Consider the following 13,841-nt stretch of genomic DNA (forward strand, 5'->3'; position numbering starts at 1 on the left):
CAATCGTGGTGAGACCCCGGAGGGGTACGGCATTACCGTGCTCAGGGTTACGTGGTGGCACCGGATCGACGTATCGTTGCGGCCTCTCGAACGGTGTGACCAGCGCGGAGGTGCCATGAGTGGCGAGGCGGCGCGCGGACGATCCACCCCGGTGATCGGCCGGACCGCGGAACTGGCCACCCTGTTCGACATCGTCATCCGGCCGCCCGTCGTGGCATTCGTGGAAGGTGAGGCGGGGGCCGGGAAAACCACCTTGATCGGCGCTCTCGCGGCGGCGATGCGCGGCAGGAACCGGTGGATGACCGTCGGTACCTGTCAGCCGCTGGACGAACCCTTCCCCTATGGTCCGTTGCTCGACTGTCTCGGACGAGCCGGGGACAGGGTGGACAGTCCCGATCCGGTGACCGGCGCACTGCGCGGACACCTGCCGGAACTCGCCGATCTCCTGCCGCCGGCCCCGCCACCGCTGGAGCGCCCGGAGGCCGAGCGTCATCGGATGTTCCGTGCGGTCTGTGCGCTGGTGCGCGCGCTCGGACCGGTCGTGCTCGTGGTCGAAGACGTGCATTGGGCGGACGACGACACCCGTCAGGTGCTGAGATTCCTGCTCGCCGATCCGCCGCCAGGACTGTCGCTGGTCATGACCTACCGGCGCGAGGAACTTCGCGGCGATGCCCCGCTGGGGCCGGTCGTGCGTCCACCGCCCGAGGTCGTCACCCGCCACCTGGGACTACGACCGTTCGCCGAGTCGGAGGTACGGGCGCTGATCGAAGCCGTGACAGGCGGAGTCGTTTCGGAGTCCTTCGCGACCGCGGTTCTGCACGAGACCGGCGGAATTCCTTACGTGGTCGCGGAAACGGCTCGCGCGCTGCGTGAGCGGCTGGTGGACACCCGGTTGGAGGGGGTGGCGGCGGGCCGGGTCCTGGCCACCGTCGATGTGCCTGTCCTGGTGAGGGAATCGGTGCTCGAACGACTGCACCGGCTGATCGCACCGGAGCGCGCGGTCGTCGAAGCGGCGGCCGTGCTGGGCGACGCGCCGGCGGAGATCCTCACCGCGGTGGCGGGGTCTCCCGGACCGCGTCCGGTGGTGAACCTGGTGCGTTCCGGTGTGCTGACGGAAGGCCCGCCGAACCGGTACGGCCTCCGGCACGAGATGGCGCGACGGGCGGTTTACGCGGCCTTGCCGGGACCGCGTCGGCGAGAACTGCACAGTGCCGCTGTACGCGTGCTGGCCGGGGTAGCCGGATGGCCGGCCGCGCGGCTCGCCGAACACTGTGCCGAGGCAGGTATGCCGCAAGAGTGGCTGCGATACAGCGAAAAAGCCGCGGACGCCGCGGCCGGGGAAAAGGACATGTCCCTTGCGGTGGACGTGCTCTCGCGAGTGGTCTCCGACCGCGACGCGCCCGCCGAGGACTTGACCCGGCTCGCCAGGAAACTCTGTGCATACGCGCTGACCGGTCTTCCTGACACCGACGTGATCAGGCGCATCGAGGAGCTGCAGTCAGACCCCAGACTGGCCGCCGACGTGCGCGGCGAGGTGCGTCTGTGTTTCGGCACCCTGCTGGTGCGCGAGTCCCTGCTGGACCGTGGCTGTGCCGAAATCGCCCACGCGATAGAACTTCTCGGCGACCATCCCGAACGCATCGCGTCCGGGATGGCACTGCTCTCCGTGCCCTACCTCGACATCGCCACCGCGGCCGACCATCGCGTCTGGCTTCTGAGGGTGGAGGACCTGCTCTCTCGGCTGCCGGGGCGCCCTGTCCGCACGGCGGTGCTGGCCACCGTGCTCGGCGGGCAGCTCATCGTCGGTGACCCGGTCATCTGGGATCGGATCGCCCTGCTGCCCGCACCCGAGGACATCGACGACCCCGCCGAGATCAGGCATCTCGCCCGGGCCTACGCCAATCTGGCCGACGCGTGCTCGTGGACCGGCCGGGACCGGCAGGGACGAACGTTCCTGCACACCGGGTTGGCGATGGCCTCACGGGCGGGCGCCGACTACGTGGTGGCGACAGCCGAAGCCACCTCGGCCAGGCTGGACTGGCTCGCGGGCGAGTGGTCCGGTCTGGCCGAGCGGGTACAGGCGCTGATCCGTGTCTATTCCCATCTGCCACACATCGCGAACGAACTGAACCTGGTCATCGGCTGGCTGGCCGCCGCACGCGGCGACTGGCTGACCGCCGAACGCGGATTCCACTCCGCCCTGGACACTCACCCGACCGCGGTGATCCCGGTGGCGGTGGCCGCGGCGGGCGGGATGGCCGCCATGCTGCTCAGCCGGGACGACACCGCGGCTCGCGCTCACGCGGAGCGTGGACTCGCCCTGCTACGCGAGAAGGGGTCCTGGGCGTGGACCGCCGAAATCGTCCCCCAGGCCGTCGCGTGCTACCTCGCCGACGACGAGACCGATGCCGCGCGGCAACTCGTCGCGGAAGCCGAGGAAGAGCTCGAAGGCATCGACGCGCCATCGGCGCGGCTGGCGCTCACGGTGTGCAGGGCGCAGGTGGCCGCCGCGGCGGGAGATCACGACGACGCGGGGCGCCACTACCGTGACGCGCAGCTGCGCTACGACGTACTCGGGCAGCGTTACCGCGCCGCCCAATGCGCCGACCGGGCCGCTCGCATCACCGGCGCCGATCCTTCGGTGTTCCGTGAGCTGGCCGTCGCGTTCGACGCCCTGGGTGCCACCGTCGACGCGGCCCGCTGCCGTCACCACATCCGCAGCACCGGCACTGTCATACCTTCCGTCCGTGGCCGCCGCAGCTACGGCACGCAGCTGTCGCCGCGCGAACACGATGTCGCACGCCTGCTGGCGAACGGCCACACCAACCGGGAAATCGCGCAAGCCCTGTTCATCTCACGGCGCACCGTCGAAGACCACGTCGCCAACGTACTCCGCAAACTCGACGCGTCCTCCCGGCACGACGTCCGACTCTGAACACGCTGGAGTCGAAGCGACCCAGGCCAACCGGCTCGAAGCTGCGCTGAAGAAGATCGACGCTACGAGCCGATCATCATCGACAAGTCCAAAGGAAGTTCTGGAATTCGTCGCGACGGCCGTGTTTCTTCGTGATCACAAGGGGCTTCAGCGGCGCTTGAAAGGGGTTCCCGGTCAGCAGAATCCTTCTTATCTTTGCCCCGAACACTCTCCGCAGACGACCCGGAGGAACTTCATGGACGCTCAACGCCTGGCTTTCCTGGACGCCCTCGAGGCGGACATGGCCACGCCGCCTGTCATCGCTCGAAGTTCGAAGAAGTCGGTCAGGAAGGGACGTGCCTTCGCGGCTGTATTGTTCGCGAGCGCGTCTTTCTTCGCCTTGTCCGCCGGCCCCGCCACCGCCGGCGAGCAGACGGTCCTCGGTTGCATGGACCCGAACCCGGTTCCACGGAATCACTCGAAGACCTGTACCGGCCTCGATATCCAGAGGTTCGACTACACGGGCGAATCCTACAACCCGCTCCCCCACATCATCTGCTACATCTTCGACCACTGGTCGTTCACCTGCAACACCTGGTACTACGTGGACGAGACGAGCGCCTGCACGCGGTGACGGCGTAACGGGCGGACCGTGGGCGTTCCCGGCGAGGGGCGCTCACGGTCGTCACCGGACAAGGGGTTCCATGCACGGCAAGGCATCTGGACAAGACTGTGCCATCACGATCGTCGTCCTCGCGAAGGACGAGGAACGGTGTATCGCACGCTGTCTCGACAGCGTCGTCGGCCACGGTTTCGACATACTCGTGATCGACACCGGATCCGAGGACGCGACCGGCCGGATCGTCGCCGCGTACGCGGACCGAGGTGTCCGATTGAGACGGATCCCGTGGCCGAATTCGTTCGCCAAGGCAAGAAACTTCGCTTTCGACCTGGTGAACGAAGGCTGGATCGTCTTCCTCGACGCCGACGAATGGCTCACCGAGCGTGCCGCCATCGAACTTCCTTCCCGCCTCGCGTCCGCGTCGAGCATCGAAGGTTCGTCCAGGCGCGTGTTCGCTCCGAAGATCGTCGACGAGGGCAGCGGGAAGTCCGACGACGCGATTCCCCGTATCTTCCTCGCGGAGAACTCGATCCGGTTCCGGGGGCCGGTTCACGAATACCCCGTTGTCGCGGGGAACCCGGACACCCGAGTCGGCCTGGCCTGCCTGGACGTCGAGTTCCGACACGACGGTTATCGACCAGCGATCGCGCAGGCCAAAGGAAAACTCAAGCGGAACCTGGGATTGTTGAGGATCGCGCTCGCAAACGAACCGGACAACCCGCGCTGGCTCTACTTCATCGTCCGCGACGGTTTCGTCACACTCGGCCGTGAACACCTCGTCGAGGCGTGCACGCGGCTGCGCGAGCTGGCTTCCGCCGGGGTGCACACGGCCGACTTGCTCAGCGCACGGGACTACCGGGCCCTCACCCTGCCGGTCGCCTGTCAGGCGTTGATCGCCCTGGGGGATCTGCGCACCGTGTATCGATACTGCGATGAGCTGGACGAGATCGAGGCGGATAATCCGGACGCGCATTACCTCCGATCGATGGCGGATCTGTCCACCGGCACGGTGACGGCGCAGCACCTCTCGCGGACCGTTCGGCTTCGCAAGGACGACGTCCTCATGGCCCGCAGCACGCTCGATCCCGCCGGTGGGCACCTTGACGCGCTCATCGTCGTCTTGTTACGACGATTCCGAGGCAAGTCCGACGCCGAGCGTTACCTCGGCCTGTGCGAGCCTTGGACGGACATGTTCTTCGACCGGTCCGAGCCGCGCACGACATAGCCATGCTCGCAGCGTGCTGCCATTTCGGACTCAGAGGTCGGCCGAGTAGTGGGAGCTGAGGGTGTTGTCGCAGCCGTAGGAGCCGAGGTTGCCGATCGAGGTGCCCGGATCGACCCTGACGCACAAGTCCCCGAGGTGCGCGCCGGCGTTCCAATAGAAGTTGATCCGATGACTGCTGCGGTTGAAGATCGAGCTGACCGTGTCGTTGATGTGCTCGCCGTTGTCGTAGAACTGGCCGTAGTAGTTCAAGACCACCAATTGGTCGAACTGCTGCATACCGCCGTTGAAGTCGCCGTCTTGCCACACGCAGATGTTGCCTGTTCTGCACACGAACGGGTCGCCCTCCTGGGCGGCCGAAGCCGGGGCGGCCAGAAGCGTGCCGACAGCCGATGCCACACCGGCGAGAACCGCGACCCTCTTCATCTTGTTCATATCGCGGATCCTGACATATCACCCCACCCTCCGGGACCCTTTCAGACAGGACTTAAAGAGCATGGTCGGCAGAGCCGGCGATGGGGAGATTCCTTCCGCGGAGGCAGGGTCCACCCGACGCGCGGTTGCCGTCGAACCCGCCTTCCGCCGCGCGGACCCGTCCCCAGCACCCGGGCATGCCTTGTCGAGGTGGGCGGGTACGCGAAGAGGTTGCCCTCATAATTCTGGACATGTAACATCCAGAATTATGAGGATGAGCGAGGGCGTGGAATGGGCACTGCACTGCTGCCTGGACCTGACCTGGCTCGACCCCGGCACCGCGGCACCCGCGGCAAAGCTGGCCGCTTTCCACGGCCTGCCGACGGCCTACCTCAACAAGCAATTGCAGGCGCTGGCCAGGGACGGGATCGTCACCTCGACCCGGGGCCCCCGGGGCGGCTTCCGGCTTGCTCGCGGCCCTGAGCGGATCACACTGATGGACGTGGTCACCGCGATCGAAGGGGCTGAGCAGGCCTTCCGCTGCACCGAGATCCGCGGACCGAGTCCGAAAGACCCGGCGCGAGACGTCTACCGGGAACCTTGCTTGATCGACCAAGCCATGCGTAAAGCGGAACTCGCGTGGCGCGTCGAGCTAGCCGGGCAGACTGTCGCCGACATCAAGGTGCAGGTGGAACGAAACGCACCCGATGTACCCGAGCACACCCGCCGCTGGTTCGCGGACGTCCAGGCCTGAAACCCCGTAACAAGACCCATCGAAGGACAAAGTCATGGCGCACAACATCATCAATCCCGCAGGCCTGCATGATCCAGTGGGATTCGGATACAGCCACATCGCCACCACGGACGGCGAACTCGTCTTCATCGCGGGCCAGTACGCATCCGACGGCAACGGCCACGTCACATCGAGCGACTTCACCGATCAGGTCGAGCGATCGCTGGCGAACCTGAAAACCGCCCTGGCGGAGGTGGGTCTCGACTTCGGTCACGTCGTCCAGCTCCGCACCTACATCGTCGAGCACGACGCCGCCAAACTGGAGATCATCGGCACCCTCATCGGCGAGATCTGGGGTGAACGGCCGCCCACCCAGACTCTCCTCGGGGTGTCGGCCCTGGCCTTACCGGACATGCTTTTCGAGGTGGACGCCGTCGCGGTCCGCCCGTAGCGCCTCGGCACGGTCGCGACGAGCGGGGATCCCCTCGACCCAGCGGTACCCGCGCTACCTGTCCTGACCCGAGCGCTTGGCCGGTGTTTCGCTGAGGAGCCCACGTTCCAGCTTGCCGAGCCCGCGCGGCGACATCGTGTAGCCGGGGTTGAGTTTGCGGCCGAGGCGGTCGGCCTTCGGCCAACGGACGTCGGTGGCCCAGCCCGCCTTCTCGAACAACCAGATCAACCGCGCCGACATATCCAGCTGACCACGACCCACACCATGCCGGGCACCAGTCGGGTCAGCGTGATGAGAGTTGTGCCAGGACTCCCCCATCGACGCGATCGCCAACGGCCAGAAATTCGCGGACTTGTCGCGAGCGGCGAACGGACGATCACCGATCATGTGACACAACGAGTTCACCGACCACGTCACATGATGCAGAAGCGCGACACGAACCAGACTCGCCCAGAAAAACGCGGTCACCGCACCCCACCACGACAACGTGATCACACCGCCGAGCACCGCGGGCGCCACCAACGTCACCACCGTGAGCAGCGGAAACAGCCGATCGATACGGACAAGATCACGGTCGGCGAGCAAGTCCGGAGCGAACCGCTGCGCGTTCGTCTTCTCACGGTCGAAGAGCCAGCCCATGTGGGCGTGCCAGAAACCACGGGCCAACGCGGCCGGACTGGTACCGAACCGCCACGGGGAATGCGGATCGCCATCACGGTCGGAGAACGCGTGGTGGCGGCGGTGGTCAGCCACCCAGCCGATCACCGGGCCCTGCATCGCCATACTCCCGGTGACCGCCAACGCGATCCGCAGGGCGCGGTTGGCCTTGAAGGAGCCGTGGGTGAAGTAACGATGGAAACCCACCGTCACACCGAGGCCGGTCAGGAAATAGAACCCGACGCCGATGGCGACGTCCACCCACCCCAGGCCCCAACCCCACGCGAACGGGACAGCGGCCGCCAACGCTAACAGCGGCACCACCGCGAAAAGCTTGACCAGCAGATTCTCAGTGCGGGACTGCTCCCCGGACAACATCGGCTGGGATGCTCGATGCTCCTGTTTCCGGGGTTGTTCGAGTACTTGGGTCATGGGGATCGCTCTTTCCGTGGGCTTGGATGCAGACGCCTGGGGCTTGGGCGATCACAGGAGGGATACCCGCCGAGGACGGGCGGAAACGAGGTGGGGATCAGACGGCGCGGACGTTGCTCGCCTGCGGGCCCTTCTGTCCTTGGGACAGCTCGAACTCGACGTGCTGGTTCTCCTCGATGCTACGGAAGCCGAAACCCTTTTCGGCGTTGAACCATTTGACTGCGCCTTGAGTCATGAAAATATTTCCTTACAGGTCTTTCTTCGCCGGAGCGGCGGTTGCCGGGTTCAGACGACTACTTCTCCGGCTTGCCCTGCAAGAAAGAAGAGAGGCGCCCGCAACTACTTCCGCGCGAGCGTGCACTGAAAACACGAACACTCAAGACGTTCGGCCATCAGGTATAACGGCGGAGCCGACGCGAATGTTCCCGGCCGCCGATTTTTCACCGGCCGGCGGCGCCGACGCCCTGTCCGCCTTCGGATTCCCATCGGGAAAGCGCGTTTTCCGGGACGGGCCGCGCGCCGAACTCGTCGAGAAGCGCCTCCGGGCCGGTCACGTTGTTCTGCCCGGCGGCCGCCACCAGCACCCGCTCGGCGGCCACCGGATCCGCCTCCGGCGGTACGACCAGGAGAGTGACGCGGTGCATGTTCCCGCCGGTCACGTGCACGATGTGAACGTTCTGCGAGTCGATTCCCTCCAGTTTGACCAACCGGCCCTGGGAGATCAGTTCGCGGACCGTGACTCCCCAGCCGGCCGGGGAGAACGCCACGCGCCACACCGGGCCGATCCAGTCGTTGAGCGCCGTGGCGAGTTCGGGTACCTCGGTCGCCAGGTCGCGGGACCGGGGCCACCAGGCACCGTCGACGAACCCGCTTTCCGAGTTACGGGGCTTGAGCCTCAGCCTGTCCGTGGCGTCAGGGGTGAGGGAGTCGGTGAGCATGTTCGGCTCCGGTCTCCGGCCGGGAAGGCCGGCGTCGATGAAAACCCGAAGGTGACATCGGTCGTTCTCCGACGTGCGAAATACTCTCGGTATTTTCATGGTACAGAGATAGTCATGTTTCCACGCGCCGATAATTCACCGATGCGGCGATTCGGCACGCGCACACGGCGTACAGTGGGCCGTATCCCGTCGCCCGCGCGAGACGACGAGACACTGTCCACTGAGGACTGTCTATTCACGCCCAACGGGAAGAAGCCGACATGACCGCCGATCGGCGAGATCTGAGCCTGATCGTCGAACGGCTCCGTCTCGGCGCGGGGTTCTCCGCCGCCGAACACGACTGGGTCGCCGAACGACTGGCCGCGCTCGGTTCCCGGCTGCGTTCCTTCAACGAGGGCCAGGTCGATCTCGAAATCAGCGTGAAGGACCGGAACGGCACGGGGCAGCAGCTCACCCTCGAATGCCGGATCCATCGCCTTCCCGGCGTACACCTGGTGGCCGGCTCTTCGGCCTCGGATCTGCCGGTCGCGCTCAACGAGGTGCGTACCGACATGATCCGCCAGGTGGACCACGCGAAGACCCGCACCGAACCGCGGCACAACCGCGCGTTGCGGCAGGTCCCGACCCCGCCCGCTTCAGGTGTGTGACCGCGAGGCGTAGGCGAGGATCGCGTTGATGTCCGCGGTGCCGGCGGCGACGTCACGGGAAAGGTCCGCCAGACGCAGGTTGTGGCCGCGGGCATACCCGCGCAAGGCGGAGAAGGCGTTCTCCATGTCCGGATCGTGGCTGCGCGCCGAGAGGACACCCTTCGCCTGTTCGATGATCACCCGGCTGTTCAGCGCGGACTGCAGTTGTTCGGCGAGGACCTCGCTGCGGGTGATGGCGCGCTGCTGCAGAAGCCCGATGGTGGCGACGTCGGCGAGCGCCTGACTGAGCGCGGTGCGCTCAGGGTCTTCCTGGACCGGCTCGGTGTGGAGCAGGTTGAGACTGCCGATGACCATCCGGCGCAACCGCATCGGGACCGCCTCCGCGGAGAGGAATCCGGCGGCGACCGCCGCCTCCGCGAACCGGGGCCACCTCGCGGTGTCCTGGCGCAGATCGGTGCTGCGCACCGGGGCGCCGCCGCGAAGGCAGTCGATGCACGGTCCGTCCTCGGTCCGCACCGCCAAGGTTTCCAGCAGCCCCGCCCGTTCGGATGAGGCCGCGGCCATCCGGAGATGGCCTTGGGAATCGGCCAGTACGACCCCGGCGGCGGCGGCGTCCATCAGCCGCACGCACTGTTCGACCAGGGTGCGCAGGAAATCCGCGACGTCGAATTCGTCCACGAGGGTGTCCGCGAGCTCGACGAAGGTGCGCGAGAGCAGGCGTTCCCGCCCCGCCGCGTCCGGCAGACCGTCGAGCGTGATCGGGGGCAGGGGTTCCTGCGGTTTTCCAGTCATGACCTCACTCTTCCCTCTCGAAAATCAGTTCGTGTCCGACGATCCTCCTGCCCACCTCGTTGAGGGGCAGGTGATGGGCGTAGGCGTAGGCGCGGATGCGGATGAGAGCCTCTTGAATGCTCACTTCGAGTTGCACGGTCACGATGCCGGTGGCCTGATGCACCGCGCTGTGCAGTTCGCCTTGCCCCAGCAGTTTCGCGCCCTGCGCCGCATCGGCATCGTCCAGCAACACCACCGTGCCCGCCTCCGCCAAGGCGAACGCTCCGGAGAGCCGTGCCGTGTCCAGCGGACCCGGCGTGGTGCGGTAGAGATCCAGCACGCCCAGTCGCGCGGCCCCGACCTGTAACGGGAACGAGAACACCGCCGCCACACCGAATCCGGCGGCACCCGGGGCGTAGGCGGGCCACCGGTGATGCTCGACGTCGAGATCCGGCACCAGCACCGCCCCGCCCGAAACGAACGCGTCCACACTCGGTCCTTCGCCGACGGTCAGCTGGAGATCCTCCAGCCGCACTCCCACCTCCCCGGTGGCGTGCAACAGAACCTGGGTGCCGTCGGACAAGGGGCCCGCCATCACGCTCATCCCCGCCCCGGAGACGACCAGTTCGGTGACGCACAGCTCGCAGATGCGCCGGACCAGGGCGAGACCTCCGTCGGAATCACCGAGAAGGTCGAGGAGCCGGTCGATTCCGTTGTCCACCATGGCGGTGCCTCGTTGCCTTTCCTGGTCGGCGAGACGGGCTCAAGGAAAAGCCAGCCGGACGATCTTGCGGATGACCGAGCCGAGCTGCTTCGACAGGGAACCGGTGTTGTAGGGCAGATCGTGCTTCTCGCAGATCTCCCGCACCTCGGCGGCGATCTGCGGGTAGCGGCGGGACGGGATGTCCGGGAACAGGTGGTGCTCGATCTGGTGGCTGAGATTTCCGGACAGCAGATGGAACAGCGGGCTACCGGTGATGTTCGCGGAGCCGACCATCTGGCGCACGTACCACTGTCCCTTGCTCTCGTTTTCGCTCTCCTCTTCGGTGAACACCTCGGCTCCGTCGGGAAAGTGGCCGCAGAAGATGATCGAGAAGGCCCAGAGATTGCGGATCAGGTTCGCGCTGACGTTCGCCGCCAGGGTCAGCGGCAGCAGCGGACCGGTCAGCAGCGGATAGGCCACGTAGTCCTTGCCCGCTTGACGTCGGACCTTGCGCAGCATCGGGCCGAGCAGCGGCCGGACGTCCTTCCACGACCGCTGTCCCTGCACGATCCGGTCCGCCTCGAGATCGTGGAGCATGATCCCGTATTCGAAGAACAGCGCCTGCGCCGCGGCGTAGAGCGGGTTCCCGAGATAGTACGGATGCCATTTCTGGTCCTCGGTGATCCGGAGGATGCCGTAGCCGACGTCTCGGTCCTTGTCGAGGATGTTGGTGTAGGTGTGATGCATGAAATTGTGCGAACGGCGCCACTGCTCACTCGGGCAGACCATGTCCCATTCGAAGGTCCGCGAATTCAGCGTCGGGTCCTTCATCCAGTCGTACTGACCGTGCAGGACGTTGTGCCCGATCTCCATGTTGTCCAGGATCTTCGACAACGCCAGTGCGCCCACACCGGCGAACCACGCCGGCGGGAACCAGCCCGCGAACAGCAGCACCCGGCCCGAAATCTCGCTGAGCCGTTGCACCGCGACGACCTGGCGGATGTAATCGGCGTCGCCCGCGCCGAGATCGGCCACGATTCTCTGGCGTAGCGAATCCAGTTCCTTGCCGATCTGGTCCATCCGGCTCCGGTCGAGTTCCTGTGCGGTCGTGGTCATGGACGATCTCCTTGTGGTAGTTCGGTTTCCCGGTCGAGGCCGGGTTCGGGCGGACCGGACTCCGCGGGTCTGCTCGCGTGGACGTCGGCCGGGTCGACGTGTTCGTCGGCCTCGCTGCGCAAGGACCGGATGCCGGAGTTGAGCACCGCCAGGAGCGGCACCGCCAGCAGTGCCCCGGCGATACCGCCGACGACCAGGCCGGTCGCGATGGCGAGCACCACCGCGAGCGGGTGGAGCTTCACCGCCCGGCCGAGCAGGAATGGTTGCAGCAGATGGCTTTCCAGTTGCTGGACGACGAGGACGACGCCGAGCAGGATCAGTGCCGGGACGAGCCCGTTGGCGACCAGCGCGATCAGGACCGCGACCGTACCCACCACCACCGAGCCGATGATCGGCACGAACGCGCCGAGGAACACCAGCGCGGACAGGGGGATGGCCAGCGGGACACCCAGAACGGCCATACCGATTCCGATGCCGACCGCGTCCACCGTGGCCACCGCGATCGTCGCGCGTACATAGCTGACGAGCGCGGCCAGGCTCCGCCTTCCGGCGACGTCGGCCCGGGTCCGTGTCGCGGCAGGCACCGCACGCAGCAGGAACGCCCAGATCCCTGGTCCGTCCGCGAGCAGGAAGATCAGGACGAACAACACGAGCAGCACCTGGGCCAGCACCTCGCCGACGGTCGCCGCCGTGCTCAGCGCACCGGAGGTCAGTCCGGTCCGGGAATTGGTCAGCGTGGTCACCAGCTCGTCGGCCGAATCGCGCAGTTGCGCGGCACTGAGGTGGAGCGGTCCGGTGGTGAGCCAGTTCGCCACGGCGTCGACGCTCGTCGTGAGCTGGGCCCGCAACGCCGGGAGCCCGTTGATGAAGGTGAGCACCACGAAGGTCAGCAGGCCGCCGAGCACCGCCAGCCCGCCGACCAGCACCATCGCGACGGCGAGACCGTGGGGAACGCGATGACGGACGAGGAAACCCACCGCGGGAGCCAGCATCGCGGCGAGCAGCAACGCGATCGACACCGGCACGACCACCGCGGCGAGATAGGCGGCGACCACGCCGAGCACGTAGAGGATCGCGCCGATGACGAGCAGTCGCCAGCTCCAAGCCGCGGTCACCCGCACCAGGCGCGGAACCACTCGCCGGACGTCGTCGTGACCGTTCGGCGCATGCCGGGGTCCGGCCATGGTTTGAGCCTCTCGCCGCGGATGGCTCGCCGGCTCGTTCGTGTCGTCGTCGCGACACACTGAACGTGCGCCGCCGAGGTCCGGGGCGGTCCTTCAGCGTGACGAACGAATCCGAGTCACGCGTGAAGGGCAACGAAGTGCTGTTTTCGAGGATAGTCCTGTATTCACGGCCCGGCTGTCCGGTGGCGACGTGCACCACAGTCGCGAAGGAGTGAAAGCGCCGGGTCAGGGGGTGCCCAGGGCGTAGTCTCGGACGACCGGGCACATCTCGTGTGCCCACGTCCCGGGCCCCCGGACGGCGCCACACCACGGCTGCCCCACCGAGAGGTTCCCATGGACTCGCTCAGGAAGACCGCGGTCGTCGCGGGCACGTTCTACCTGCTCACCTTCGTCTCGATCCCGATTCTCGCGCTCTACGGACCGGTTCGGGACCGGAACTACGTCACGGGCCCCGGTCCGGACACCGCCGTCTTCGTCGGCGGGTTGCTGGAATCGATCGTGGCCGTCGCCTGCATCGGCACGGCCGTCGCGCTGTACCCGGTGGTGAAACTGCAGCACGAGGGGGTCGCGCTGGGGTTCGTCGGCGCCCGGGTCCTCGAAGCCGCGGCCATCGGCGTGGGCGTTTCCGCTCTCCTGTCGGTCGTGACCTTGCGACGCGCCGGCGCCGGGTCGGACGGGGTGGTCGCCGGGCAGGCGCTGGTCGCCCTCTACGACCAGGCGTTCCTGCTCGGGCAAAGCCTCGTACCCGCTTTGAACGCCGTGTTGCTGGGCTATCTCCTGTACAAGTCGCGTTTGGTGCCGCGGGTGCTCCCCGTGCTGGGATTCGTCGGGGCTCCCCTGCTCGTCGCGTCCACGGTCGCGACCGCGGTCGGCCTCAAGGACATGGGCTCCGCCTGGTCGGCGCTCGGCGCGCTCCCGATCGCCCTGTGGGAGTTCTCCCTCGGTGTCTGGCTGATCGTCAAAGGTTTCAAGCCCTCACCCCTGACCTCGACGACGAACGCGGTCCCCGGCGCACCGGAGACCGCGTTCCGCTGATC

Annotated in this window: 15 protein-coding genes; 7 read left to right on the forward strand and 8 right to left on the reverse strand. The window is 66.9% G+C overall.

Annotated elements, in window-relative coordinates; translation table 11 throughout:
- Window positions 1–115: 115 nt before the first annotated feature.
- The 3 genes from H5J31_RS17350 to H5J31_RS17360 all read left to right on the forward strand — a co-directional run bounded on the left by H5J31_RS17350 (window position 116) and on the right by H5J31_RS17360 (window position 4,761).
- Window positions 116–2,935: an ATP-binding protein gene (locus tag H5J31_RS17350; RefSeq protein WP_207898185.1), complete on the forward strand. Its 2,820-nt coding sequence runs from the start codon at window positions 116–118 to the stop codon at window positions 2,933–2,935.
- A 235-nt stretch (window positions 2,936–3,170) separates the two neighbouring features.
- A complete protein-coding gene (locus H5J31_RS17355) occupies window positions 3,171–3,548 on the forward strand; it encodes a hypothetical protein (RefSeq protein WP_181773619.1) in 378 nt (125 codons plus the stop codon).
- 70 nt (window positions 3,549–3,618) lie between these two features.
- Window positions 3,619–4,761 (forward strand): glycosyltransferase family 2 protein, encoded by a 1,143-nt coding sequence (locus H5J31_RS17360; protein WP_181773620.1) that lies wholly within the window; start codon window positions 3,619–3,621, stop codon window positions 4,759–4,761.
- A gap of 30 nt (window positions 4,762–4,791) precedes the next feature.
- On the opposite strand, the gene H5J31_RS17365 is transcribed toward H5J31_RS17360, so the two are convergent.
- Window positions 4,792–5,193: a peptidase inhibitor family I36 protein gene (locus H5J31_RS17365; protein WP_181773621.1), complete on the reverse strand. Its 402-nt coding sequence runs from the start codon at window positions 5,191–5,193 to the stop codon at window positions 4,792–4,794.
- 253 nt (window positions 5,194–5,446) lie between these two features.
- Here H5J31_RS17365 and H5J31_RS17370 point away from each other — a divergent pair, with 253 nt between their 5' ends.
- A complete protein-coding gene (locus H5J31_RS17370) occupies window positions 5,447–5,926 on the forward strand; it encodes an RrF2 family transcriptional regulator (protein WP_236005182.1) in 480 nt (159 codons plus the stop codon).
- A gap of 34 nt (window positions 5,927–5,960) precedes the next feature.
- A complete protein-coding gene (locus tag H5J31_RS17375; RefSeq protein ID WP_181773623.1) occupies window positions 5,961–6,356 on the forward strand; it encodes a RidA family protein in 396 nt (131 codons plus the stop codon).
- A gap of 54 nt (window positions 6,357–6,410) precedes the next feature.
- Here the strand turns inward: H5J31_RS17375 and H5J31_RS17380 are convergent, their stop codons facing one another.
- The 3 genes from H5J31_RS17380 to H5J31_RS17390 form a co-directional block, all read right to left on the reverse strand.
- Entirely contained in the window at window positions 6,411–7,445 is a 1,035-nt protein-coding gene (locus tag H5J31_RS17380) for an acyl-CoA desaturase (RefSeq protein ID WP_181773624.1), read from the reverse strand.
- Window positions 7,446–7,542: 97 nt separating this feature from the next.
- Entirely contained in the window at window positions 7,543–7,680 is a 138-nt protein-coding gene (locus H5J31_RS17385; protein ID WP_181773625.1) for a cold-shock protein, read from the reverse strand.
- A 205-nt stretch (window positions 7,681–7,885) separates the two neighbouring features.
- Window positions 7,886–8,383, reverse strand: a complete 498-nt coding sequence (locus H5J31_RS17390) for a DUF5994 family protein (RefSeq protein ID WP_181773626.1) — start codon at window positions 8,381–8,383, stop codon at window positions 7,886–7,888.
- A 260-nt stretch (window positions 8,384–8,643) separates the two neighbouring features.
- On the opposite strand from H5J31_RS17390, the gene H5J31_RS17395 reads away from it, so the two are divergent.
- Window positions 8,644–9,030, forward strand: coding sequence for an HPF/RaiA family ribosome-associated protein (locus H5J31_RS17395; RefSeq protein ID WP_181773627.1), 387 nt, complete (start codon window positions 8,644–8,646; stop codon window positions 9,028–9,030).
- Here H5J31_RS17395 and H5J31_RS17400 read toward each other — a convergent pair.
- The 4 genes from H5J31_RS17400 to H5J31_RS17415 are packed head-to-tail and all read right to left on the reverse strand — an operon-like array spanning window position 9,019 to window position 12,804.
- Window positions 9,019–9,822 (reverse strand): GAF and ANTAR domain-containing protein, encoded by an 804-nt coding sequence (locus tag H5J31_RS17400; protein ID WP_181773628.1) that lies wholly within the window; start codon window positions 9,820–9,822, stop codon window positions 9,019–9,021. The two genes, H5J31_RS17395 and H5J31_RS17400, sit on opposite strands and share 12 nt — an antisense overlap.
- A gap of 4 nt (window positions 9,823–9,826) precedes the next feature.
- Window positions 9,827–10,525, reverse strand: a complete 699-nt coding sequence (locus H5J31_RS17405) for a GAF and ANTAR domain-containing protein (RefSeq protein ID WP_181773629.1) — start codon at window positions 10,523–10,525, stop codon at window positions 9,827–9,829.
- Window positions 10,526–10,564: 39 nt separating this feature from the next.
- Entirely contained in the window at window positions 10,565–11,620 is a 1,056-nt protein-coding gene (locus H5J31_RS17410; protein ID WP_181773630.1) for a fatty acid desaturase family protein, read from the reverse strand.
- Complete coding sequence (locus H5J31_RS17415; RefSeq protein WP_181773631.1) at window positions 11,617–12,804, reverse strand: AI-2E family transporter; 1,188 nt, start codon at window positions 12,802–12,804, stop codon at window positions 11,617–11,619. Before H5J31_RS17415 ends, H5J31_RS17410 begins: the two co-directional genes overlap by 4 nt.
- 333 nt (window positions 12,805–13,137) lie before the next feature.
- On the opposite strand from H5J31_RS17415, the gene H5J31_RS17420 reads away from it, so the two are divergent.
- Window positions 13,138–13,839 (forward strand): DUF4386 domain-containing protein, encoded by a 702-nt coding sequence (locus tag H5J31_RS17420; RefSeq protein WP_181773632.1) that lies wholly within the window; start codon window positions 13,138–13,140, stop codon window positions 13,837–13,839.
- The last annotated feature ends 2 nt before the right edge of the window (window positions 13,840–13,841 follow it).

This window comes from Amycolatopsis pittospori (assembly GCF_013870525.1).
In the GTDB taxonomy this organism is placed as follows: Bacteria; Actinomycetota; Actinomycetes; order Mycobacteriales; family Pseudonocardiaceae; genus Amycolatopsis; species Amycolatopsis pittospori.

What these genes read in the sequence shown, in the direction of transcription:
- H5J31_RS17350 (WP_207898185.1), top strand. Translation starts at nt 116, where the DNA reads ATGAGTGGCGAGGCGGCGCGCGGACGATCCACCCCGGTGATCGGCCGG.
- H5J31_RS17355 (WP_181773619.1), top strand. Translation starts at nt 3,171, where the DNA reads ATGGACGCTCAACGCCTGGCTTTCCTGGACGCCCTCGAGGCGGACATG.
- H5J31_RS17360 (WP_181773620.1), top strand. Translation starts at nt 3,619, where the DNA reads ATGCACGGCAAGGCATCTGGACAAGACTGTGCCATCACGATCGTCGTC.
- H5J31_RS17365 (WP_181773621.1), bottom strand. Translation starts at nt 5,193, where the DNA reads ATGAACAAGATGAAGAGGGTCGCGGTTCTCGCCGGTGTGGCATCGGCT.
- H5J31_RS17370 (WP_236005182.1), top strand. Translation starts at nt 5,447, where the DNA reads ATGAGCGAGGGCGTGGAATGGGCACTGCACTGCTGCCTGGACCTGACC.
- H5J31_RS17375 (WP_181773623.1), top strand. Translation starts at nt 5,961, where the DNA reads ATGGCGCACAACATCATCAATCCCGCAGGCCTGCATGATCCAGTGGGA.
- H5J31_RS17380 (WP_181773624.1), bottom strand. Translation starts at nt 7,445, where the DNA reads ATGACCCAAGTACTCGAACAACCCCGGAAACAGGAGCATCGAGCATCC.
- H5J31_RS17385 (WP_181773625.1), bottom strand. Translation starts at nt 7,680, where the DNA reads ATGACTCAAGGCGCAGTCAAATGGTTCAACGCCGAAAAGGGTTTCGGC.
- H5J31_RS17390 (WP_181773626.1), bottom strand. Translation starts at nt 8,383, where the DNA reads ATGCTCACCGACTCCCTCACCCCTGACGCCACGGACAGGCTGAGGCTC.
- H5J31_RS17395 (WP_181773627.1), top strand. Translation starts at nt 8,644, where the DNA reads ATGACCGCCGATCGGCGAGATCTGAGCCTGATCGTCGAACGGCTCCGT.
- H5J31_RS17400 (WP_181773628.1), bottom strand. Translation starts at nt 9,822, where the DNA reads ATGACTGGAAAACCGCAGGAACCCCTGCCCCCGATCACGCTCGACGGT.
- H5J31_RS17405 (WP_181773629.1), bottom strand. Translation starts at nt 10,525, where the DNA reads ATGGTGGACAACGGAATCGACCGGCTCCTCGACCTTCTCGGTGATTCC.
- H5J31_RS17410 (WP_181773630.1), bottom strand. Translation starts at nt 11,620, where the DNA reads ATGACCACGACCGCACAGGAACTCGACCGGAGCCGGATGGACCAGATC.
- H5J31_RS17415 (WP_181773631.1), bottom strand. Translation starts at nt 12,804, where the DNA reads ATGGCCGGACCCCGGCATGCGCCGAACGGTCACGACGACGTCCGGCGA.
- H5J31_RS17420 (WP_181773632.1), top strand. Translation starts at nt 13,138, where the DNA reads ATGGACTCGCTCAGGAAGACCGCGGTCGTCGCGGGCACGTTCTACCTG.